This window comes from Avibacterium sp. 20-129 (assembly GCF_026226845.1).
Taxonomy (GTDB): domain Bacteria; phylum Pseudomonadota; class Gammaproteobacteria; order Enterobacterales; family Pasteurellaceae; genus Avibacterium.
Genome location: NZ_JAKKOE010000001.1, coordinates 1,053,153 through 1,075,986, shown reverse-complemented (window position 1 = coordinate 1,075,986; position 22,834 = coordinate 1,053,153). Strand labels below are relative to the sequence as shown.

The following is a 22,834-nucleotide window of genomic DNA, read 5'->3' as shown; positions in this document are numbered from 1 at the left end:
AATAATTGGGCTAACTTAATAGCCCTTTTTAATTATCTTTTCATAAGGTTTTTATCATAGTATTCCGCTTCAGCAAGAGTAAAGCAAAGGTTGAGATTAATAGCACGAATGCTGCGCCGATATAAAGATTTTGTTTTTCCCATCCGTTATCTAATAAAATACCAGCGATTATTGGAGCAAGGATTGCGCCAATGCGTCCTATGCCGATTGACCAGCCAGCACCTGTACTTCGTATATCACTAGGGTAAATACTCGGATTTAGGGTATAAAGCCCACTGATACAGCCGTTAATTAATGCCCCTACCATTATCCCAAGTACCATTGCAAGCCATAGAATAGTTGAAGAAAGAATAAAAGCAATGACGGCAATTGCTGCAATAATCGTAAATAAAATCAAGACATTGCGTGCAGACCAGTAGCTTGCCAATAAGCCATAGAATAATGCTCCGCAAGTACCGCCTAAAGAAATCATCATACCAATGGTAACACTTTGCTCTGTGGTCATTCCTGCGTCTTTTAACAGGGCGGGCGTCCAAGAGCTGATGAAATAAAAACTAAACATTATTGTGAAGAAAGCCAACCAAATAGCTAAAGTTGAACTACGATATTGTGGATTAAAGAGCTGGGTAATTGGCGCAGTTTTAGCTTTGTGTTCTGTGAGTTCTGGTAAGATAAACGAAGCAATACCGATTTTTTTGAGAATTCTATTTAATCGAGCTTGCGCATTGTTTGGTTGTTTATTAACTAAATAATCAATGGATTCTGGCAACCACAATATTAAGCAGAGCAAACATAGCCCTGTTAAAATTGCACCAGCAAGGAAAACGGAGCGCCAGCCATATTCTGCTTGTAACGCGACGGCAAAAAGCCCACCTAAAATCGCACCAATACCAAATCCGGCGGCATAAATGCTGATAGCAAGGCTACGCCATTTTTTTGAGGAATATTCACTCGTTAGCACGTTTGTGCCAACTAAAATCCCGCCAACGCCTAAGCCTGTTACGATTCGCCAAATTCCAAGAGCAGAGGAATCTATGGCAAAAAATGATCCTAACATTCCCGCAGCAGAAAGGGATACACTGATTAATAATAATGGACGACGCCCAATTTTATCTGCAAGGGGAGCAAGGAAGAGTGATCCGGCTGCCATCCCGAATAATCCTGCACTGAGTAGCGAGCCAAGTTCTGCGCCAGTTAAACCAAATTCGTGACGGATACCCGTGGCAGTAAAGGCGAGTGCAAGGACATCAAAACCATCTAAAAGATTCATTATGGTTGCCATTACGACAACCGCCCATTGGTAAGGCGTCATAGGATGTTGGTCGATAAGGTGTCGTATATTCATTGTGTTTCCTTATGATATGTTGATGAATAAATCCTTTTATTCTCTTGTGAGTTGTTGAAGCTTACGCAAAATAATATTCAGTGCGACGCCATAGGCAGGAACAAATAGCACGATGCCGATAAAAAGTTTGAAAAGATAATCTACAAAACCAAGTTCAAACCAATGTTCCGCCATAAAAGGATCACTGCTTGCGAAAAATGCGACGGAAAAGAATAAGAAGGTATCTGCCATTGAGCCGAAAATCATTGAGCTACTCGGCGCAATCCACCAGGTTTTTAACTGGCGTAATCGATTAAATACAAGTACATCAAGTAATTGACCGAAAACATAGGCGACAAAACTGGCAATGGCAATGCGAAAAACGAATAAGTTGAAATCAAATAAGGCTTCGATCCCTTGATATTGCGTGTCCAAAAAGAGCGTGGAAATCACATAACTGATAATTAATGCGGGAAACATCACGGCAAAAATGATCCATCTTGCGGCGGTTGCCCCAAAAATTCGCACAGTTAGATCCGTTGCAAGGAAAATAAATGGGAAAGTAAGCGTTCCCCAAGTGCTGTGGAACGAGAAATCTGCTAGTCCGAGTAGATGAAATGGCAAGTGTATCTCAAACGGGATTTGTACTAAATAGTTACTTGCGGTAATAATAAAAATGTGGAAAAAACTTAAAATAATTAATGCGTTACGTTTTTGGTGAACATTAAAGATCGGAGAAGTTACTTTCATCTTTTATACCTTTTTGTTGAAAATATTGGGGTGAGGGAACCCAAATTAAGTGGAAAAATTGCGTAATCTTTGAATAGCTGATGTTCGACATACAGGTTACTCAAAGGATCGCTGATAATACGTATTTTTGTTGATATTTCAAGGAATATCTCGATTTATTTTGAGGAATAAGTGCAGAAAATTCTCTATTATAAAGTGCGGTGCTTTTTTGTTGATTTTTGTTTTGAGGGAATGGGGAATGATTTGTGTATAGCTGACATTTGCTGGGAGAATTATAAGAGGTTTCTTGTTTTAGCAAGAGAGGTTAGGAAGAGCAAAACACGTTTTCACTGAGTTTACCGTTATTGACACTAAAAGTACGGTGTTTTTCTGGTTGCATTTCTTTTAGTTGGTTGTGTGTAATGGCGGTAACAAACACTTGTGAGCCGCTTTGTTGTAAGCGTTCAGCTAATAATGCACGTTTTGTTTGATCTAATTCAGAAGCGAAATCATCAATTAAAAAAATACAATGACGATTTTTTTGTTGCATCAAATGTTCACCTTGAGCTAGGCGCAAGGCACACATTAGCAGTTTTAATTGTCCACGAGAAAGCACATCTTCTACCGGCAATCCATTCGCCTTAAAGCGAAAATCGGCCTTTTGAGGGCCAGATACGGTGTAACCAATGGCACGATCCCGTTCAAAATTTTGACATAACAATTTGGCGTAATCGCTGTTTTTATCCCAGCCTTGATGAAAACTGACACTGATTTCTAATTCAGGCAGAAATAGCTGACAGGTGCGTTCAATTTCAGGGCGTAAGGCTTCGGCATAATCGGCACGCCATTGGCTGACTTGGTTAGCAAGATTGACCAGCGCTCTATCCCAAATCTGAATATGTTCATAGTGCAAGGCTTGTTGTAAAGCGGCATTGCGTTGCTTCAATAAGCGGTTAAGTTGGTTCCAAACAGGGTGAAAATCATTATGATGATGGAATAGTCCCCAATCTAAAAAAGCACGGCGATAGCTTGGCCCACCGTTGAGCAAGGTCAATCCTTCTGGGGTAATCATTTGCATTGGTAACAAATGGGCAAGATCGGCAATTTTTTTTGCTTCTTCTCCGTTAATTTTTACCTGTGTGTTACCTTGGCGGTGTTTTTGCAATCCCACTGACCACTGATGTTGTTGCTCTTGAATTTTGCCATAAAGGGTGAAGTGAGGCTGTTCGTAAGAAATAATGCGATTTGCTACCGCACTTTTAAAAGAACGTCCGTGAGCAAGATAAAAAATGGCTTCAAGTAGGCTGGTTTTACCGCTGCCGTTATTGCCCACTAAAAAGTTAAAGCCGTGGTCAAATTCTAGATCCACGGCGTTTAAATTACGAAAATTTTCAACCGTTAAGCGTGAAATTGCCATATCAATTATAAACGCATTGGCATAATCACATATTCTGCGCTATTGTCATCCACATCTTCAATTAAGCAACTGGAAGAAGCATCTGTCAATCGCATACGCACTTGTTTGCATTTGAGGGCATTGAGTACATCAAGCAAATAGCTGACATTAAAGCCGACTTCCATTTCTTCGCCGTTGTAGTCGATGTCAATGATTTCTTCGGCTTGCTCTTGCTCTGTATTTGTCGCGGTGATTGTGAGCTGGTTTTCTGCAAGCTGTAAACGTACTGTTCTTACTTTATCATTGGATAAAATGGCGGCACGGGCAAAGGCTTGTTTTAAACTTTCCCATTCGCCTGTCATAATACGTTGCGCATTGCGTGGTAATACGCGACGGTAATCTGGGAAACGTCCATCAATTAATTTAGAGGTAAAAATAATGTGTCCTAAATCAATGCATAAATTATTTGTACCAATTTGTACGCGAGCTGGCTGATCATTACTTTCTAATAAACGGGCTAATTCTAGCACGCCTTTACGTGGCACAATGACAGAATGAAGCTGTAAATCTTGTTCTAGGGGAATTGTACAAACCGCAAGGCGATGTCCATCTGTTGCAACAGTACGCAATAAGTTACCTTCGGTTTCAAATTTCATTCCATTTAAGAAATAACGCGCATCTTGGTTTGCCATAGAAAATTGAGTGGCGTCAATGAGGCGACGTAAGGTGGCTTGTGTGGTGGTAAAATCTACCTCCGCTTGCCAATCAGCTAAATTTGGATATTCCTCAGCTGGAAGGGTTGTTAGATTAAATTTACTTCTACCGCAATGCACTAAGGCACGTTCTTCTTCAAAACTTACCGTAATATCTGAACCATCAGGAAAACTACGGCAAATATCAAGGAATTTTTTAGCGGGTATGGTGAAATGCCCATCTTGTTCAGCACTATTTAACTGTGCTTGGGTGGAAAGTTCCACTTCTAAATCTGTTCCTGTAATGGTTAAAGATTGCCCTTCAATGTGTAGTAATACATTGTTTAACACAGGAATATTAGGGCGACTACTCAATACACCACATACTTGTTGTAAGGGCTTTAACAGGTTTTCTCTTGATACAGTAAATTGCATAGTTTCGTCCTTAAACTGATAAGGTTCGGATTAAATTAGACCAATCTTCTTGAATGCTTGGGTCTTGTTGCTTGAGTTTATCTACACTGCGACAGGCGTGCAAAACAGTAGTATGATCACGATCACCAAAGCTACTGCCAATTTCAGGGAAACTGCGATTAGTCAGTTCGCGTGAAAGTGCCATTGCAATTTGGCGAGGGCGAGCCACTGATCTTGCGCGGCTTTTCGATTTAAGATCGGCCACTTTGATACGGTAATATTCTGCCACGATTTTTTGAATATTTTCCACGGTCACTAATTTTTCTTGTAACGCCAGCATATCTTTGAGGGTCTCACGCACAAAATCAATGGTAATCGGTTTGCCCGTAAATTCTGCATTAGCGTGAACACGGTTGAGTGCGCCTTCTAATTCACGTACATTCGTGCGTAATTTTTCGCCGATAAACAACGCTACTTCTTCGGGTAAGCGCATATTTTTTTCTTCTGCTTTTTTCAATAAAATGGCGACACGAGTTTCAAGTTCTGGGGGTTCAATGGCTACGCTTAACCCCCAACCAAAGCGAGATTTTAAGCGATCTTCAATTTTCTCGATCTCTTTTGGATAGCGGTCAGAGGTTAAAATAATTTGCCGACTACTTTCAAATAACGAGTTAAAAATATGGAAAAATTCTTCTTGCGTACCGTCTTTGCCCGCAAAGAATTGAATATCATCAATCAGCAAGGCATCTAAAGTGCGGTAGAATTTTTTGAAGTTTTCCATTTTGTCTTCTTGAAGCGCCCGGACATATTCTTGCATAAAACGTTCTGCGTGGATATAAATTACGCGTGCTTCTGGTTTTGTGGTTAAAATGCCATTACCTACTGCGTGTAATAAGTGGGTTTTGCCAAGTCCAGTGCCACCGTAAAGAAACAGGGGATTGGCGCTTTGTTCCCCCGGATTAATTGCCACTTTTTGTGCCACTGCGCGGGCAAGTTGGTTTGATTTCCCTTCGACAAAATTGTCAAAAATATGCTTAGTATTTAAGTTAGAACGATAATTGGCCTTTTGTTCATTCGATGGTGTGGGGGCGGTATTTGGTGCGATAACAGGCGTAGGTGTGGTACGCGTCGCGGGTTTTGAGCCTTCCTGCACTTTTACACTAAAATCTGCATTGCCAGAAAATTGTTGGGCTAAGCGGCTAATTAGTTCAAGATAATGGGTTTCCACCCAGTTTTTAACAAAAACATTGGAAGCATATAACACCATATTGTTTTCACCCACAATATCAGCTTGCAATGGACGTAACCAAGTGCTGAAATCCGTTGGTGAAACTTGATCTTGTAATTGTGAAAGGCAATCCTGCCAAAGCGATGCGAGCGTGGTTTTCATTGTTATTATGTCTTGGTTTATCCGTTAAACATCTGAATAGTCCGCTGAAAAGTGCGGTGAGAATTCGGCTAATTCTACAATAAAGTTGAGAAAAGATCTTTATAAAAGGATCAAAAAAATCGAAAAAGGCTGCTTGAGATTTCTGCCAAAAAAAGTATAATTCTCCCCGCTTTTATGCTTTCAAATAAGAAAAATACAGATTATGTTATGATTTTTCTTATTCTTATTTGACGAACGGTTCATTTGTGATTACAATTCCGTTCCTTATTTTAGTAACCCTTGTTTCAATTCGTTTTTGGCTATCTAAATGTCAAAGGCAATAATTAAACAATGTTGATTTAGGTAGATTATAATTATGAAACGTACATTTCAACCATCTGTATTAAAACGTAGTCGTACTCACGGTTTCCGTGCGCGTATGGCAACTAAAAACGGCCGTCAAGTTTTAGCTCGTCGTCGTGCTAAAGGTCGTAAGAGTTTATCTGCATAATCCAGCCTTTTGCTGTGATTAAGCTAAACTTTTCTAGGGAGTTACGTCTGCTAACTCCCGCTCAATTCAAATACGTTTTCCAAGATCCACAACGTGCCAGTTCAGCGCAAATTACCATACTTGCTCGCATTAATCAGGAAAATCACCCCCGTCTTGGGCTTGCTGTTGCTAAGAAGCATTTAAAACGCGCCCACGATCGTAATCGCATTAAACGTCTATGCCGTGAACGCTTTCGCTTATTGCAACACCAACTGCCAAATTATGATTTTGTTATCGTTGTTAAACAAGGCATTGGTCAGTTAGATAATCAACAACTATTCAATTTATTGGATAAATTATGGCAACGCCACATTCGCTTGGCTCAAAAATCTTAATTGCGCTTATTCGCTTTTATCAACTGGTAATTAGCCCTTTAATTGGCCCACGTTGCCGATTCACACCAACCTGTTCTTGCTATGGCATTGAGGCATTAAAAACGCACGGTGCGTTAAAAGGTGGTTGGCTTACGTTAAAACGTATATTAAAATGTCATCCTTTACACGCGGGTGGATACGATCCTGTTCCACCAAAGATCAATAACAACAAAGAGAACAAATAATGGATTCAAGACGTAGCCTGTTAGTGCTCGCACTACTCTTTATTTCTTTTCTTGTTTATCAGCAATGGCAAGTGGACTATCATTCACCTAAGCCAGTTGCCACTGAACAAGTTCAGACAACGAATAATCAAAGTGAATTCGCTTCAAATTCGGATCTAACTAACCTTGCACAAGGTAAAGTAATTACTTTAGAAAATGACGTTTTCCGCTTACAAATTAATACATTAGGTGGAGATGTTGTCGGTTCTGAATTATTAAAATATGATGAAACATTACATTCTAATACGCCATTCATTTTGTTAAAAGATACGCCTGAGCATATTTATATTGCACAAAGTGGTCTGGTTGGTAAAAACGGGATTGATACCAAAGCCGGTCGTGCAAACTACCAAGTAGAAGGGGATACCTTCAAATTGGCAGATGGGCAAAATGAACTTGCTGTCCCTTTCGTGTTTGAAAAAGATGGGGTAACTTATCGCAAAATTTTCGTATTAAAACGTGGTGAATATGATGTGGCAGTGAATTTTGAAATTGCTAACCAAAGCAATCAAGCCATTGAAGTTGAACCTTATGCCCAATTAACCCATACATTGGTTGAAAGCTCAGGCAGTATGGCGATGCCAACCTATACAGGCGGTGCTTATTCTTCTTCTGAAACAAATTATAAAAAATACAGTTTCAAAGATATGGAAGAAAAAGATCTTTCGCTACAAACCAAAGTGGGCTGGGTTGCAATTTTACAACACTATTTCGTTTCTGCTTGGATCCCAAATCAAGATGCAACCCATCAATTTTATTCTACCACCGACAAAGCACGTAACTTAGGCTCAATCGGTTATCGTGGACCAGCTATTGATATTCCATCAGGTGCAACAGAAACCATCACCAGCAAATTATGGACAGGACCGAAATTACAAAATGAAATGGGACAAGTGGCAAACCATTTAGATCTTACCGTTGATTACGGCTGGGCGTGGTTTATTGCGAAACCCTTATTCTGGCTACTTACCCACATTCACGATTTAGTGAAGAACTGGGGGCTTGCAATTATTTGTGTAACCTTAGTGGTGAAAGGGCTTTTATACCCATTAACTAAAGCACAATACACTTCAATGGCAAAAATGCGTATGCTGCAACCGAAAATCCAAGAAATGCGTGAGCGTTATGGGGAAGATCGTCAGCGTATGAGCCAAGAAATGATGAAATTATATAAAGAAGAAAAAGTAAACCCACTCGGTGGTTGTTTACCAATTTTATTACAAATGCCAATTTTCATCGCCTTATATTGGACATTTATGGAAGCCGTTGAATTACGCCACGCCCCATTCTTCGGTTGGATTCAAGATTTATCAGCACAAGATCCATATTACATCTTGCCTATTTTAATGGGCGTGTCGATGTTTTTATTACAAAAAATGTCGCCAACTCCAGTGGCTGATCCAATGCAGCAAAAGGTAGTGACCTTTATGCCAGTGATTTTTACCGTATTCTTCCTATTCTTCCCGGCAGGATTGGTACTCTATTGGTTAGTCTCTAACCTTATCACTATTGCGCAACAACAATGGATTTACCGTGGGTTAGAGAAAAAAGGATTACATTCCCGTAAAAAATAACTTGCTAGCGTAGATAATTGATTTATGGGCGACCCAAGTGTTCGCCCATTTTAGATCAAAAAATCCCTTTAATTCATTGATTTTTTATATAACTGGCTGTTTGAAAAGAACGTTAGTGATTACTTTTAATCTGTAATACAATTATCCCCGTGTAGGGGCGAACCTAAGTGTTCGCCCATTTTAGATCAAAAAATCCCTTTAATTTATTGATTTTGTTATATGACTGGCTGTTTGAAAAGAACGTTAGTGATTGCTTTTAATCTGTAATACAATTATCTCCCTGTAGGGGCGAACCTAAGTGTTCGCCCTAGCTATTGAATTGAAAAATTGCCTTATGGTAACGCTTGAATGAACAATGGCAATGGTTGGACGGTAATCAGGAAACAGGTTCACCATTGGTCGAAGAAATCTAATAAAATAAAGATTATTCACCGCACGGCTTATTGACTTTTACAAGTATGAGATAATATTTGAGCGTTTTTAAAAGTGCGGTCGTTTTTTAGGAAAAATTATGTCAAAAGAAACCATAGTCGCCCAAGCCACGCCGATTGGACGTGGCGGTGTCGGTATTTTACGGGTATCAGGGCCACTCGCCCAACAAGTGGCAGAGTCAGTGCTAGGCAAAAGCCTTAAGCCTCGTATTGCCAATTATTTACCCTTTAAAGATAGCGATGGTACGGTGTTAGACCAAGGGATCGCGCTATTTTTTAAAGCCCCAAATTCTTTCACCGGTGAAGATGTATTAGAGCTACAAGGCCACGGTGGGCAGATTATTTTAGATCTCTTGCTCAAACGCATTTTGCAAGTTAAAGGCGTGCGCTTGGCTCGCCCGGGGGAATTTTCTGAACAGGCATTTTTGAATGATAAATTGGATCTTACCCAGGCAGAGGCGATTGCTGATCTGATTGATGCCACTTCTGAACAAGCAGCACGCTCTGCACTGAAATCCCTCCAAGGGGAATTTTCTAATAAAATCAATCAGCTTGTTGATGATGTCATTTATCTACGCACCTATGTGGAAGCCGCAATTGATTTCCCTGATGAAGAAATTGATTTCTTAGCCGATGGTAAAATCGAAGCCAAATTGCGTGAGATTATTGCTCAACTTGCTGCCGTGCGAGCGGAAGCCAAGCAAGGGGCGATTTTACGCGAAGGAATGAAAGTGGTGATCGCGGGGCGGCCAAATGCGGGCAAATCTAGCCTATTAAATGCCCTTGCTGGACGTGAAGCGGCGATTGTGACAGATATTGCTGGTACAACCCGAGATGTGCTGCGTGAGCATATTCATATTGACGGAATGCCATTGCATATTATTGATACCGCAGGTTTGCGTGATGCCACCGATGAAGTGGAGCGTATTGGGATTCGTCGTGCGTGGGACGAAATTGAGCAAGCCGATCGCATTATTCTGATGTTAGACAGCACGGATAGCGAAGAAAATCTCGCCCAAGTGCGGTCAGAATTTTTAGCAAAATTGCCGAACAATATCCCTTTGACCATTGTGCGTAATAAAGCGGATTTAAGTGGTGAAGCGGAAACCATTCGCGAACAAAATGGACAAACCTCAATCAGCCTTTCGGCGAAAACACAAGTTGGGGTGGACTTACTGCGTGAACATCTCAAACAATCAATGGGCTATAACACCAGTACAGAAGGTGGTTTTCTTGCACGCCGTCGCCATTTAGAGGCTTTAGAACAAGCGGATGTTCACTTGCAAGCAGGACTCATTCAGCTGACCGAGTTTTATGCCGGTGAACTGCTCGCCGAAGAATTGCGAATGGTACAAAATCACCTGAGCGAAATCACAGGACAATTTACCTCTGATGATTTGCTTGGCAATATCTTCAGCTCGTTTTGTATTGGTAAGTAAATTAATATAAAGGTTAGAATAAATCTTGGTATTGGATTTGGAGAAAATAAATTAGGGGCTATATTAAATAGCCCTTAATTAATGAATATTTAGTCTTTCTTTTATATCTTTCACGAGTACTTCCATTTTTGCGTATGAATTAATACCTGAAGAATTGGTGAAAAATGGGCAGACACAAATTAAAGTTTCTTCAAACTTAGCATAAGCTATTTTCATCTCAGCGTTATTTGAATAAGTAAAATTGTCTTTTCCAGTGAAACAATGGACGAAATTATTTACTTCACTGATACCGGTGCAAACAATTAATTTAGGTCTATATTTTTCTACTAAAGCACGGAAGTATTTGCCTCGATATTCTACGCACCAATTTTGGTACTCGTAAAATGAGGAAAATCCTGTTGCTTTTTGATAATTCTCTGTCCAATTTATTGAACTACGATTTTTGAAGGGTAATGGATACATATTGAGTTTAAAACCTATGCCATTAGCTTGCTCCGAATAGAGAATATGATGACGTTTAACTAAAGCTCCCATATTTTCATTATCATGCAATTCTAAATGATAAAAATACTGCAAAAACCAACAAATTTTTCGATTATATACATATTTCCAATCATCAACGCAATCAGGATGATCCCAAGAGAAAATTGGGGCTCTATCATGTGGTAATGCCAAGAATTCACTTATTTTTTCAGATAAGTCATAGCCATGCTCTAAACCACAAAACCAAACTTCAGAAGCAGGATTACCACCATCGCAACCTGCTAGTGAAAGCGCGGTGCGTTTGAATTGTTCTGTTACCATTTTAGTTCTCCTGAATTAAATATTTTGGTGGTAGTGAGAAATTATTATTTCGACAGATATAATCTTTTAATTTTCCGATTACTAGGGTATAGCTTGTAATTCCAACTGCTGCGCCAGTAATTTTAGCCGCAGTTTCCTTAGATTTATGTTTCGCTTTTCTTTCATATTTCTGCCGTTTTCCTGGTGAAAGTAACGAAATAATAGCTATTGCAATAAAAGCTGCTATTACTCCGAAGAAAGTCATACCTAAGAATAATAAAATCTGAATAAAAAATACTCTTAGTGTTTTGAATATTTTTCTATGATTTGAACGATATGCTGTAAATAATAAGAATAGTGATGCTAATAAATATGGTAAGAATATTAATTTTATATATTCTTGTTCAGGTTGAAACTGGGAAAGTATAAATATTAAAAAAAGAGTATAAAGTGAAGTTAGAATGCAGATGCCAAAATCAGTATAACTATAAAAAATTGTTATTGTGCCATTTTTATGTGAGTTTAGCGCTTTAACTATTATTGTTACAAGCGCGATCAAATAACATAAAAAAAGAATTATATTTTTGTATTCTTCCATCGAATCCTCTCTTAAAAATAGACCAAAATATTTAGATATTATACATTTCATCTAATCCATGCTACAATCAACCAAAAGTAAAGTACGCATTCCAAAATAATAGATCAACCTATATTAAAAGTAGTGATATATGAAAACGAATGAAAAAATCCGCCATTTAAGAGAAAGTCATCAATGGACTCAAGAAGATATGGCTAACAGATTGTCCATGTCCACCCAAGGCTATGCGAAAATTGAACGTGGAGATACTCGCCTAAATTTAGACCGATTGGGGCAGATTACGGAAGTTTTTGGCATTGATATAATGGAATTGCTTTCTTATGGTGAAGAATCAGCAATCCAATTTAATAATATTTCAAATAATGAATCTGTATCACATACGTTTTTTTCTGCAGGGCAAGCTTCAGATAATGATTTGCAAAAATTGCACTTGATCATTTCTCATCAGACAGAAACAATTGAAAGTTTAAAGCGAGAAAATAAATTACTGATGGAAATGAATGAGTTATTAAAACAGCAAAGGGAATGTTTGACTGATTAAATTCGTTAGAAGCCCATTTTAGGAACCTTTTTGAACCACAATTAAAGATTGTGGGGAATATCTTCAATCATCTTTGCTAGTTTAAGATGATTGGCCTTTTCTTCAAAAAGCATACTTATATTTATACCATTCTATATGATAGTGAGTGATGCGCTTATCTTATTCATTCTTGATTGGCATAGCAAATTGAGATATAAGATGAGGCTGTTTTTCACTATCGTTATAACATTACTCTACTAACGGAATTTTTAATGCAATTAATTCAAGGGTTAAAACAACTGCCCGCTATTTTTCAGCAACAAGGCTGTGCCTTAACCATTGGGAATTTTGATGGTGTGCATTTAGGTCATCAAGCGGTGTTGCGCCATTTGCGTGAAAAAGCAAGTGCGCTTTCTTTGCCCATGGTTGTGATGCTTTTTGAACCCCAGCCGAGCGAATATTTTATGGGCGACAACGCACCACCGCGCTTAATGCGGCTGCGCGATAAATTAAGTGCATTGGCAGATTTGGGCGTGGATTATGTTATTCGCATCAAATTTGACCGCACTTTTGCTCAGCTTTCCGCACAACAATTTATTGAACAATGCTTGGTGCAGAAACTCAACGTGAAATTTTTAAGCATTGGTGATGATTTCCGTTTTGGGGTTGGGCGTACAGGGGATTTTGCTCTGCTACAACAAGCGGGGGAGCAATACGGCTTCCGTGTAGAAGATAATTGCAGTTTTCGTTTAAATGAACAACGTATCAGTAGCACGGCGATTCGACAAGCCCTTGCTGATGATCATTTAGCCCTTGCTAAGCAACTTTTGGGCAAGCCTTATTGCATTTATGGGCGTGTTGTACAAGGCAATAAACTAGGGCGAACTATTGGCTTTCCAACAGCAAATATTCGCTTACAACGCCAAGTTAATCCCGTGAAAGGGGTATATGCAGTAAGAGCTAAATTGCCTAATGGTACAGAATATGAAGGGGTGGCAAATATTGGACGTCGCCCGACCATTAATGGGGTTAAACAATTGTTAGAGGTTCATCTATTTGATTTTAAACAAGATATTTATGGACTGCCGCTTAAGGTGGAACTGTGTCATAAAATTCGTGATGAAGTCAAATTTCCCTCTTTTGAGGATCTTAAAGCACAAATTGTAAAAGATGTGGACGTGGCAAAGGCGTATTTTCGCCAAGCTAAAAGAACGAGCTAAAGGGCTTAATGTGCGGTAAAAAAGTTATCAAAAAATCACCGCACTTTCATTAGGGATTGAATCATAATTCCGCCACTCCTATTCTTTAATATTGTGTTATTTATGCGTATAATGCCAAAGTTATTGTGCATTTAATGCAAGATTTTATTTTATACAACGTGGAAAAAACAAAATGTCGAATGAAAACGTAGATTACAAAAATACGCTAAACCTGCCAGCAACAGGTTTTCCGATGCGTGGTGATCTGGCAAAACGTGAGCCAGCAATGCTAAAAAATTGGTATGAGAAAAAACTTTACGAAAAAATCAGACAATCTGCACAAGGAAAAAAATCCTTTATTTTGCACGATGGGCCTCCTTATGCTAACGGCTCAATTCATATCGGACACGCTGTAAATAAAATTCTGAAAGACATTATTGTAAAATCCAAAACCGCCGCAGGTTTTGACAGTCCTTATATCCCGGGATGGGATTGCCACGGCTTGCCGATTGAATTGAAAGTAGAAGGTTTGGTAGGAAAACCGGGCGAAAAAATTTCTGCTGCACAATTCCGCCAAGAATGCCGTAACTATGCCCGTGAACAAGTGGAAGGGCAAAAGAAAGATTTTATCCGTCTAGGCGTCTTGGGCGATTGGGATAATCCTTATTTAACAATGAATTACGACACTGAGGCCAATATCATTCGCACGCTGGCTAAGGTGGTCGAAAACGGGCATCTTTACAAAGGCTATAAACCTGTGCATTGGTGTTTGGACTGTGCTTCTTCTTTGGCAGAAGCCGAAGTGGAATATGAAGATAAAACTTCCCCGTCTATCTATGTAACATTCCCAGCAACGGATGAAAGTGCGGTGCTAAATAAATTTAATTTAAGCCAAACAGGTAGCGGTGAAGTAGCGGCAGTGATTTGGACAACCACCCCTTGGACATTGCCATCAAACCGTGCCATTGCAGTGAATGCAGAGCTAGTTTATCAATTATTACAATTTGGCAATAAGCGTTTAATTTTAGCGAAAGCGTTGGTCGAAGGCGTGCAAAAAGCCTTAGGTGAAGAAAACGTGAAGGTGCTAGGTGAAGCAAAAGGGGCTGACTTAGAACTTCTCCGTTTTAACCACCCGTTCTATGATTATAGTGTGCCAGTGATTTTAGGCGATCACGTTACCACCGATGGCGGTACAGGTTTAGTGCATACCGCACCAGATCACGGTCAAGACGACTATTTGGTTGGCTTGAAATATGGTTTAGAAATGGCGGCATTAATTAATGATGCAGGCGTATTTAAAGCTGAAACGCCATTTTTTGCGGGTAAAGGCGTGTTTGAAAGCAATGATTTGGTTATTGAAAAACTTACAGAAACAGGTAACTTATTGAAATTAGAAAAAATTCGTCATAGTTATCCGCATTGCTGGCGACACAAAACGCCAATTATTTTCCGTGCGACACCGCAATGGTTTATTGGAATGGAAACAAATGGCTTACGTCCGCAAGCGTTAAGCGAAATCAAAAAAGTATGTTGGATTCCAGATTGGGGGCAAGCGCGTATCGAAACAATGGTGGAAAACCGCCCAGATTGGTGTATCTCTCGTCAGCGTACTTGGGGCGTGCCAATGGCGTTATTTATCCATAAAACCACAGAAGAATTGCACCCTCGCACACTTGAACTTATTGAGCAAGTTGCGCAACTCGTGGAACAATCCGGCATTCAAGCGTGGTGGGATCTGGATCCGAAAGATTTGCTTGGTGAAGATGCTGAACATTATAAAAAAGTGCCAGATACCCTTGATGTTTGGTTTGATTCAGGATCAACGTATTCTTCGGTTGTGAAAGCACGTCCAGAATTTAATGGGCAGGAAGCCGATATGTATTTAGAAGGCTCGGATCAGCACCGTGGCTGGTTTATGTCATCATTAATGCTTTCAACTGCAACGGATAACAAAGCCCCTTATAAGCAGGTACTAACCCACGGTTTCACCGTTGATGGCAAAGGGCGTAAAATGTCTAAATCTATCGGTAACATTGTTACCCCACAAGAAGTGATGGATAAATTTGGTGGCGATATTTTACGTTTATGGGTGGCTTCAACGGATTATACAGGGGAAATGTCTGTTTCAGACGAAATCTTAAAACGTGCAGCCGATAGTTATCGCCGTATTCGTAATACCGCACGTTTCCTTTTGGCGAACTTAAATGGTTTTGATCCGAAACGTGATTTAGTGAAACCAGAGGAAATGATCGTGCTAGATCGTTGGGCGGTAGATTGTGCTTTAAATGCACAAAAAGAAATCCAAGAAGCGTATGATAATTATCAATTCCACGCCGTTGTTCAGCGTTTAATGAAATTCTGTTCAATTGAAATGGGATCATTTTATTTAGATATTATCAAAGATCGTCAATACACCACCAAAGCGGACAGCCTTGCACGTCGTAGCTGTCAAACAGCCTTATGGCATATTGCCGAGGCGTTGGTTCGTTGGATTGCGCCAATTTTATCTTTCACTGCCGATGAAATCTGGCAATATATCCCAGGTGAACGTGCGGAATTTGTGTTTACAGAGGAATTCTATAACGGCTTATTCCCATTAAACGCAGAAGAAACAATGAATGATGCCTATTGGCAACAAGTGTTGAAATTGCGTGATGAAGTAAACCGTGTGTTAGAGCAAGCCCGTGCAGATAAAACCATTGGTGCCGCATTGGAAGCAGAAGTAACCCTTTATGCCAACGATGAATATGCGAAGATCTTATCGCAACTTGAAAATGAATTGCGTTTCGTCTTAATCACGTCAAAAGCTCAAGTCAAACCATTGGCTGAAGCCGATGTTGAAGGGGGCGAGGTAGAAGGCTTTAAGGTGAAAGTGGTGCGTTCTGCAAATGAAAAATGCCCACGCTGTTGGCACTATTCTGATACCATTGGTACAAACCCAGCACACCCGACGCTGTGTTCGCGCTGTGTTGAAAATGTCGATGGCAAAGGCGAAGTCAGACGTTTTGCGTAAAAATTCCACCGCACTTTGATTTGCTGAAATCATAAAGTGCGGTGATTTTTTCGCAAATTTTTATTTAACATAATTGAATTTGTAGGGCGAGTTGATCCGTCCGCCCTGTTGCTATTCAAATCGGGCGCACACATAGGTGCGCCTCTACATTTGGAAACTACGATTTATATTAAATTTGTAGGGGCGGACCGATGTGTCAGCCGGTGTCGATATCCAAATTGGGCGCACACATAGGTGCATCCCTACATTTGGAAACTACGATTTATATTAAATTTGTAGGGGCGGACCGATGTATCCGCCGGTGTCGATATCCAAATCGGGCGCACACATAGGTGCGCCCCTACATTTGGAAACTACGATTTATATTAAATTTGTAGGAGCGAACCGATGTGTCCGCCGGTGTCGATATCCAAATCGGACGCACACATAGGTGTATCCCTACATTTGGAAACTACGATTTATATTAAATTTGTAGGGGCGGACCGATGTATCCGCCGGTGTCGATATCCAAATCGGGCGCACACATAGGTGCGCCCCTACATTTGGAAACTACGATTTATATTAAATTTGTAGGGGCGGACCGATGTATCCGCCGGTGTCGATATCCAAATTGGGCGCACACATAGGTGCGCCCCTACATTTGGAAACTACGATTTATATTAAATTTGTAGGGGACCGAGGGGCCGCCAGTGTTGATATCCAAATTGGGCGCACATATAGTTGCATCCCTACATTTGGAAACTACGATTTATATTAAATTTGTAGGGGCGGACCGATGTATCCGCCCGTGTCGATAGCCTAGCTGGACGCACGCATAGGTGCGTTCCTACATTTGTAAACAAACTACATTTTGGAGCAAATAGATGTCAAAATCTAAATCAGGTTTATTATTTCTCTGGCTAAGTGCAGTGGCGTTTTGTTTAGATTTATTGACTAAATATTTCGTGGTCAGTCATTTTGAGCTATATGAAAGTATCCAAATTTTGCCTATTTTTAACCTCACCTATGTGCGAAATTATGGTGCAGCATTTAGTTTTTTAGCGGATCATTCAGGCTGGCAGAAAAGTTTTTTTATCTTACTTGCCATTGGGATTTCCGTAATACTCACGGTTTTCTTAGCAAAAAATAAAGCGAGCCAACGCTTACAAAATAGTGCCTATGCGTTAATTATTGGTGGGGCATTAGCCAATATGGCTGATCGGGCTTATCACGGCTTTGTGGTGGATTTTTTTGATTTCTACTGGCAACAATGGCATTATCCCGTGTTTAATGTAGCGGATGTTGCTATTTGTATTGGCGCGGCATTGCTTGCTATTGATGCGATTAAAAATAATGAGAAAAAAACGGAGAAAGCCAAGTGAAAATTATTTTAGCCAACCCACGTGGCTTTTGTGCTGGGGTAGATCGTGCAATTAGCATTGTCGAATTAGCCTTAGAAATTCATGGTGCGCCGATTTATGTGCGCCACGAAGTGGTACATAACCGCTTTGTGGTTAATGGATTGCGTGAACGTGGCGCCGTGTTTGTAGAAGAATTAGATGAAGTGCCAGATGGTGCTATCGTCATTTTTTCCGCCCACGGCGTTTCTCAAGCTGTTCGTCAAGAAGCCAAAAGACGTGCGTTGAAAGTCTTTGATGCGACTTGTCCGTTAGTAACCAAAGTGCATATGCAAGTGGCACGAGCTAGCCGAAAAGGCACTAAAGCTGTGCTAATCGGACACGAAGGCCACCCAGAAGTAGAAGGTACAATGGGGCAATATGATAATGCAGAAGGCGGAATTTATTTGGTGGAAGATGTGGAAGACATTGCAAAATTAGCCTTAACAAAGGATGATGACATCACTTTTATGACGCAAACCACCCTTTCTATTGATGATACCAGTGAAGTGATTGCCGCATTGAAAGAGAAATATCCCGCTATTCAAGGGCCGCGTAAAAATGATATTTGTTATGCCACCACCAATCGCCAACAAGCGGTAAGAGAATTAGCTAAGATGGCGGATTTAGTCATCGTAGTTGGCTCAAAAAACTCTTCAAATTCCAACCGCTTAGCAGAACTTGCCACAAGAATGGGGGTAACGGCTCAATTGATTGATGATGCCAATGATATTGACATTGCTTGGCTCAAAGAGGTCTCCACCATAGGCATCACCGCCGGCGCTTCGGCGCCAGAAGTGCTAGTGCAATCTGTGGTAAATCGCTTAAAAGAACTAGGTGTAACGCAAGTAGAAGAGCTGCAAGGCTGTGAAGAAAACACCGTGTTTGAAGTACCAAAAGAGCTGCGAATTAAAGAGGTGCATTGATCCTCAATCCGTTACGAAACCACTTATAGGATAAGTGGTTTTTTTATCGCTAATCAAAATTAAGAATGATACCCCACCTTCTTATTATCGTTAGTTGAAATCATTATTTCATATCAGTTGTAACTTATTGTCTTATTTATTTGAAAGGTAAGTGATGTGTATTTTGCGTACAATCTATGTGCTTGTCTTTTTTCTTCTTATTATTCCATTTTAAAATGAGACCGCATAAGCTGATTTTTTATGATGCTTATGTTTCTTACTATACGATAAAAATATTTTTAGATCTTCATCACACTTCCTTATTTTGTTCTTTGCATTTCCTATTTTTTAGGCGTAAAAAGAAGATACTCAAAATGAGTTATCAAGGAGTGTACTATGCCAAATATTGTGTTAAATCGAATTGATGAGCGTTTAATCCACGGGCAGGTTGGGGTGCAGTGGGTTGGTTTTGCGGGAGCTAATTTGGTGCTGGTTGCTAATGATGAAGTGGCTGAAGATCCAATGCAACAAAACCTAATGGAAATGGTATTGGCGGAAGGGATCGATGTGCGTTTTTGGCCATTACAAAAGGTGATTGATAATATCCATCGCGCAGCGGATAGGCAAAAAATCTTGCTTGTGTGCAAAACGCCGAGTGATTTTTTAACCTTAGTGCAAGGTGGGGTACCCATTGACAAAATCAACGTAGGCAATATGCATTATGAGGAGGGCAAAACGCAGATCCATAAAACCGTATCCGTAAATGAGAAAGATAGAGCGGCATTTGAACAGCTACGTCAGCTTGGTGTGCAGTGTTTTATCCAAGGTGTACCAACCGAAGAGGCAATAGATTTATTTAAATTATTGTAAGAAAGAAGAGAGGAAACGATGGAAATTGGACTTTTACAGGCACTCTTATTGGGTGTACTCGCATTTTTTGCAGGTCTTGACCTCTATAATGGTTTAACACATTTTCATAGACCCGTTGTATTAGGACCTATTGTAGGGGCGATTTTAGGGGATTTACAAACAGGGATCTTAGTTGGCGGTACCCTCGAATTAGTCTGGATGGGGCTTGCACCATTGGCAGGTGCGCAACCACCCAATGTGATTATCGGCACTATTGTGGGAACTGCATTTGCCATCACGACGAAAACCGATCCGAAAGTTGCGGTTGGTGTGGCAGTGCCTTTTGCTATTGCGGTACAAATGGGAATCACCTTTCTGTTCTCTGTTATGTCAGCGGTGATGTCTCGTTGTGATCAAATGGCGGAAGAAGCGAATCTCAAAGGCATTGATTATGTGAACTACCTTGGTTTGTTAGTGCTAGGTACGTTCTATTTCTTCTGTGCGTTCTTGCCAACTTACTTTGGCGCGGAATATGCAGGGAAAATCATTGCAATGTTGCCAAAAGAAGTGATTGACGGTTTGGGTGTCGCTGGAGGCATTATGCCGGCCATCGGGTTTGCAGTATTGATGAAAATTATGATGAAAAATGCCTATATCCCTTATTTTATTCTCGGTTTTGTGGGGGCAGCTTGGCTTAAGCTTCCTGTGTTAGCGATTGCTGCTGCAGCGGTTGCAATGGCTCTTATTGACTATATGCGTAAGGGGAATACTGAAACGAAAGCAACGCCAAAAGAGGAGTTTCAAGATGGAATCTAAAGCACGTCAAAACGTACAAAATGATAATGTGTACGAAGATCAAACAATGGGAAAAGAACTGACTAAAGCTGATATTAATACGATGGCGTGGCGTTCTTTATTACTTCAAGCCTCTTTCAATTATGAGCGTATGCAAGCAGCAGGTTGGTTATATGGAATTAGCCCTGCATTGAAAAAAATTCATACTAACAAAGCGGATTTAAGTAAGGCAATGAAAGGGCATTTGGGCTTTTTTAATACCCATCCATTCCTTGTTACGTTCGTTATGGGAATTGTGCTAGCAATGGAACGCTCCAAACAGGAAGTAAACGCCATTCAAAGTACAAAAATTGCAGTGGGAGCGCCCTTAGGAGGTATTGGGGATGCCTTATTTTGGTTTACCTTACTACCCATTTGTGGCGGGATCGGTGCAAGCCTTGCTTTACAAGGTTCGATCCTTGGAGCGATTTTCTTCTTTGTCGTATTCAATATCGTGCATTTCGGTTTACGTTTTGGTTTAGCACACTATGCCTACAAAATGGGAGTTGCGGCTATTCCAACCATTAAAGCTAACACGAAAAAAGTGTCGCACGCCGCATCAATGATTGGTATGACTGTGATTGGGGCATTAGTTGCCACTTACATTCGTTTCCAAACTAGTGCAGAAATCACCGCAGGCGATGCCGTGGTGAAAGTGCAAGCGGATGTGCTTGATAAACTTATGCCAGCTTTCTTGCCGTTGGTGTACACCTTATTGATGTACTACTTGGTGAAACGTAATTGGTCGCCATTACGCTTAATTATTCTCACCGTCGTTATTGGTATTGGCGGACGTTTTGCGGGTATCTTATAAAATGAGTGATGACAAATGCCGAGTATTTGCTCGGCATTTTTTATCAATAAGGAGAAAAAATGACAATCTTGATCGTGAGTGGACACGGACATTTCGCCACAGGACTACAAAGCGCGTTGGAACAAATTATCGGGCAATATCCCAATGTGGCATTTTTTGATTTTGATGATAAGCAAATCACGCCCGAACAGCTACATCAAAACATCGCACAATATCTCATAGCGGAAAATGCAAGTGCGGTACTTTTTTGCTGTGATATTTTAGGTGGCACGCCATTTCGTCAATGTGCAATGATTGCCCAACAGTTTGAGCGCACGGAAGTTATTGTTGGCACGAATTTACAAATGTTGATTGAAACCATAATGGCAAAGGATGAACTGACATTTCCAGAATTGGTGGTGCAAGCCCTAGCCAGTGCAAATCAAGGCATCACGACACTTTCAGCACAACAAAAAATAAAAAGAACGGCTTGCGTAGAAAATGAGGGGATTTGAGGCTATATCTCATACCAAATTTTATTCACAAATAATGTTACCAAGCCCGATGGTGTATGGACTTTCACTTCATCATCGACTTCTTTGCCAATCAACGCGCGGGCTACGGGGCTGTCGATGGAAATCCAATTCTTAGCTGGATCAAATTCATCGCAGCCCACAATACGGTATTGACTTTCCTCTCCATTTTCATTTTCAAGGCTAACCCAAGCACCAAAAAAAATTTTGCCTTCTTGTCTTGGGTGATAATCCACAATCTGTAACACTTCTAAACGTTTTGTCAAAAAACGCACACGGCGATCAATTTCACGTAAACGGCGTTTACCATAAATATATTCGGCATTTTCACTACGATCGCCTAACGCAGCGGCATCAGAAACCGCTTGGGTAACTTTTGGGCGCTCTTCTTTCCATAGAAATTTTAATTCTTGATCTAATTTATTCCAGCCACTGCGTGTGATGTAATTTGATTTTGGCATTTTGCTATTCCTTTACCTTTGAATGGATAAAACTTATTTATCAAATGGATTCAATAATTTTACGCCCATACGCGAGAAATCTGCGGTATTTCGTGTAACCAGCGTCAGACCATATTGAATAGCGCTGGCAGCAATCCAAGCGTCGTTCTCAGGACAATGATCGGGAATGTGTAAGGTAGCACAAATTTTCGCTGTTTTATCATCAAGATGAAGGATACGATTTGAAAAGCCTGTCTTTATTGTATGTTCAAACCATTGACGGAGTATTTTTCCTTGCCAAGGATCTTTACGTTCTTTGGCTAAAATTCCACGTTCCAATTCCATCATTACGATAATATTCGTATAAATTTGTTGTTCATTAATTCCAGATAACCAATTAATGACCCCTTGGTTCGCTTTACCACTTTTAATTTTACGAATTTCACTTAATACATTGGTGTCAATAAAATACATT

At 40.3% G+C, this 22,834-nt stretch carries 23 protein-coding genes; 14 read left to right on the top strand and 9 right to left on the bottom strand.

The genetic code is table 11. From position 1 onward, the window contains the following. Positions 1-40: 40 nt before the first annotated feature. The 5 genes from L5B90_RS05075 to dnaA form a co-directional block, all read right to left on the bottom strand. Complete coding sequence (locus L5B90_RS05075; protein WP_250364059.1) at positions 41-1,345, bottom strand: MFS transporter; 1,305 nt, start codon at positions 1,343-1,345, stop codon at positions 41-43. Positions 1,346-1,381: 36 nt separating this feature from the next. Next, positions 1,382-2,074: a 7-cyano-7-deazaguanine/7-aminomethyl-7-deazaguanine transporter gene (locus L5B90_RS05070; RefSeq protein WP_265762311.1), complete on the bottom strand. Its 693-nt coding sequence runs from the start codon at positions 2,072-2,074 to the stop codon at positions 1,382-1,384. 304 nt (positions 2,075-2,378) lie between these two features. Next, positions 2,379-3,470: a DNA replication/repair protein RecF gene (gene recF, locus L5B90_RS05065; RefSeq protein WP_265762310.1), complete on the bottom strand. Its 1,092-nt coding sequence runs from the start codon at positions 3,468-3,470 to the stop codon at positions 2,379-2,381. A 5-nt stretch (positions 3,471-3,475) separates the two neighbouring features. Continuing rightward, positions 3,476-4,576: a DNA polymerase III subunit beta gene (dnaN, locus tag L5B90_RS05060; RefSeq protein WP_265762309.1), complete on the bottom strand. Its 1,101-nt coding sequence runs from the start codon at positions 4,574-4,576 to the stop codon at positions 3,476-3,478. A 10-nt stretch (positions 4,577-4,586) separates the two neighbouring features. Further along, positions 4,587-5,945 carry a chromosomal replication initiator protein DnaA gene (dnaA, locus tag L5B90_RS05055; RefSeq protein ID WP_265762308.1) on the bottom strand — a complete coding sequence of 453 codons (1,359 nt, stop codon included), beginning with the start codon at positions 5,943-5,945 and terminating at the stop codon, positions 4,587-4,589. Between the two features lie 355 nt (positions 5,946-6,300). Between dnaA and rpmH the strand changes: the two genes are divergently transcribed. The 5 genes from rpmH (at position 6,301) to mnmE (ending at position 10,516) form a co-directional block, all read left to right on the top strand. Next, positions 6,301-6,435: a 50S ribosomal protein L34 gene (rpmH, locus tag L5B90_RS05050; protein WP_005539760.1), complete on the top strand. Its 135-nt coding sequence runs from the start codon at positions 6,301-6,303 to the stop codon at positions 6,433-6,435. Between the two features lie 14 nt (positions 6,436-6,449). Further along, the gene (rnpA, locus tag L5B90_RS05045; protein WP_250350957.1) at positions 6,450-6,809 is read left to right on the top strand and encodes a ribonuclease P protein component; all 360 of its coding nucleotides are present in this window, start codon (positions 6,450-6,452) and stop codon (positions 6,807-6,809) included. Further along, a complete protein-coding gene (gene yidD, locus L5B90_RS05040; protein ID WP_250350956.1) occupies positions 6,773-7,033 on the top strand; it encodes a membrane protein insertion efficiency factor YidD in 261 nt (86 codons plus the stop codon). The genes rnpA and yidD overlap by 37 nt, the downstream gene beginning before the upstream one ends. Continuing rightward, on the top strand, positions 7,033-8,646 hold the full coding sequence (gene yidC, locus L5B90_RS05035) for a membrane protein insertase YidC (protein ID WP_265762307.1): 1,614 nt from the start codon (positions 7,033-7,035) through the stop codon (positions 8,644-8,646). The genes yidD and yidC overlap by 1 nt, the downstream gene beginning before the upstream one ends. Before the next feature lie 511 nt (positions 8,647-9,157). Then, positions 9,158-10,516: a tRNA uridine-5-carboxymethylaminomethyl(34) synthesis GTPase MnmE gene (mnmE, locus tag L5B90_RS05030; protein ID WP_265762306.1), complete on the top strand. Its 1,359-nt coding sequence runs from the start codon at positions 9,158-9,160 to the stop codon at positions 10,514-10,516. A 78-nt stretch (positions 10,517-10,594) separates the two neighbouring features. Here the strand turns inward: mnmE and L5B90_RS05025 are convergent, their stop codons facing one another. Further along, positions 10,595-11,320, bottom strand: coding sequence for a hypothetical protein (locus tag L5B90_RS05025; RefSeq protein WP_265762305.1), 726 nt, complete (start codon positions 11,318-11,320; stop codon positions 10,595-10,597). Position 11,321: 1 nt separating this feature from the next. Continuing rightward, on the bottom strand, positions 11,322-11,897 hold the full coding sequence (locus tag L5B90_RS05020) for a hypothetical protein (RefSeq protein WP_265762304.1): 576 nt from the start codon (positions 11,895-11,897) through the stop codon (positions 11,322-11,324). Positions 11,898-12,027: 130 nt separating this feature from the next. Here L5B90_RS05020 and L5B90_RS05015 point away from each other — a divergent pair, with 130 nt between their 5' ends. The 9 genes from L5B90_RS05015 (at position 12,028) to agaF (ending at position 21,901) form a co-directional block, all read left to right on the top strand. Beyond that, entirely contained in the window at positions 12,028-12,438 is a 411-nt protein-coding gene (locus tag L5B90_RS05015; protein WP_265762303.1) for a helix-turn-helix domain-containing protein, read from the top strand. Between the two features lie 251 nt (positions 12,439-12,689). Continuing rightward, positions 12,690-13,637, top strand: coding sequence for a bifunctional riboflavin kinase/FAD synthetase (gene ribF / locus L5B90_RS05010; RefSeq protein ID WP_265762302.1), 948 nt, complete (start codon positions 12,690-12,692; stop codon positions 13,635-13,637). 172 nt (positions 13,638-13,809) lie between these two features. Further along, entirely contained in the window at positions 13,810-16,629 is a 2,820-nt protein-coding gene (gene ileS / locus L5B90_RS05005; protein WP_265762301.1) for an isoleucine--tRNA ligase, read from the top strand. Between the two features lie 863 nt (positions 16,630-17,492). Further along, on the top strand, positions 17,493-17,990 hold the full coding sequence (gene lspA / locus L5B90_RS05000; RefSeq protein WP_265762300.1) for a signal peptidase II: 498 nt from the start codon (positions 17,493-17,495) through the stop codon (positions 17,988-17,990). Further along, the gene (gene ispH / locus L5B90_RS04995; protein ID WP_250350950.1) at positions 17,987-18,931 is read left to right on the top strand and encodes a 4-hydroxy-3-methylbut-2-enyl diphosphate reductase; all 945 of its coding nucleotides are present in this window, start codon (positions 17,987-17,989) and stop codon (positions 18,929-18,931) included. Before lspA ends, ispH begins: the two co-directional genes overlap by 4 nt. Positions 18,932-19,306: 375 nt before the next feature. Next, complete coding sequence (gene agaV, locus L5B90_RS04990; RefSeq protein ID WP_250350949.1) at positions 19,307-19,780, top strand: PTS N-acetylgalactosamine transporter subunit IIB; 474 nt, start codon at positions 19,307-19,309, stop codon at positions 19,778-19,780. A gap of 18 nt (positions 19,781-19,798) precedes the next feature. Further along, positions 19,799-20,575, top strand: a complete 777-nt coding sequence (gene agaW, locus L5B90_RS04985; RefSeq protein WP_250350948.1) for a PTS N-acetylgalactosamine transporter subunit IIC — start codon at positions 19,799-19,801, stop codon at positions 20,573-20,575. Continuing rightward, complete coding sequence (gene agaE / locus L5B90_RS04980) at positions 20,565-21,407, top strand: PTS N-acetylgalactosamine transporter subunit IID (protein WP_250350947.1); 843 nt, start codon at positions 20,565-20,567, stop codon at positions 21,405-21,407. The genes agaW and agaE overlap by 11 nt, the downstream gene beginning before the upstream one ends. Before the next feature lie 59 nt (positions 21,408-21,466). Then, positions 21,467-21,901, top strand: a complete 435-nt coding sequence (gene agaF / locus L5B90_RS04975) for a PTS galactosamine/N-acetylgalactosamine transporter subunit IIA (protein WP_265762299.1) — start codon at positions 21,467-21,469, stop codon at positions 21,899-21,901. A gap of 2 nt (positions 21,902-21,903) precedes the next feature. On the opposite strand, the gene greB is transcribed toward agaF, so the two are convergent. Continuing rightward, a complete protein-coding gene (gene greB, locus L5B90_RS04970) occupies positions 21,904-22,380 on the bottom strand; it encodes a transcription elongation factor GreB (RefSeq protein ID WP_250350945.1) in 477 nt (158 codons plus the stop codon). A gap of 33 nt (positions 22,381-22,413) precedes the next feature. Continuing rightward, complete coding sequence (locus L5B90_RS04965) at positions 22,414-22,833, bottom strand: type II toxin-antitoxin system VapC family toxin (protein ID WP_265762298.1); 420 nt, start codon at positions 22,831-22,833, stop codon at positions 22,414-22,416. Position 22,834: the final 1 nt, after the last annotated feature.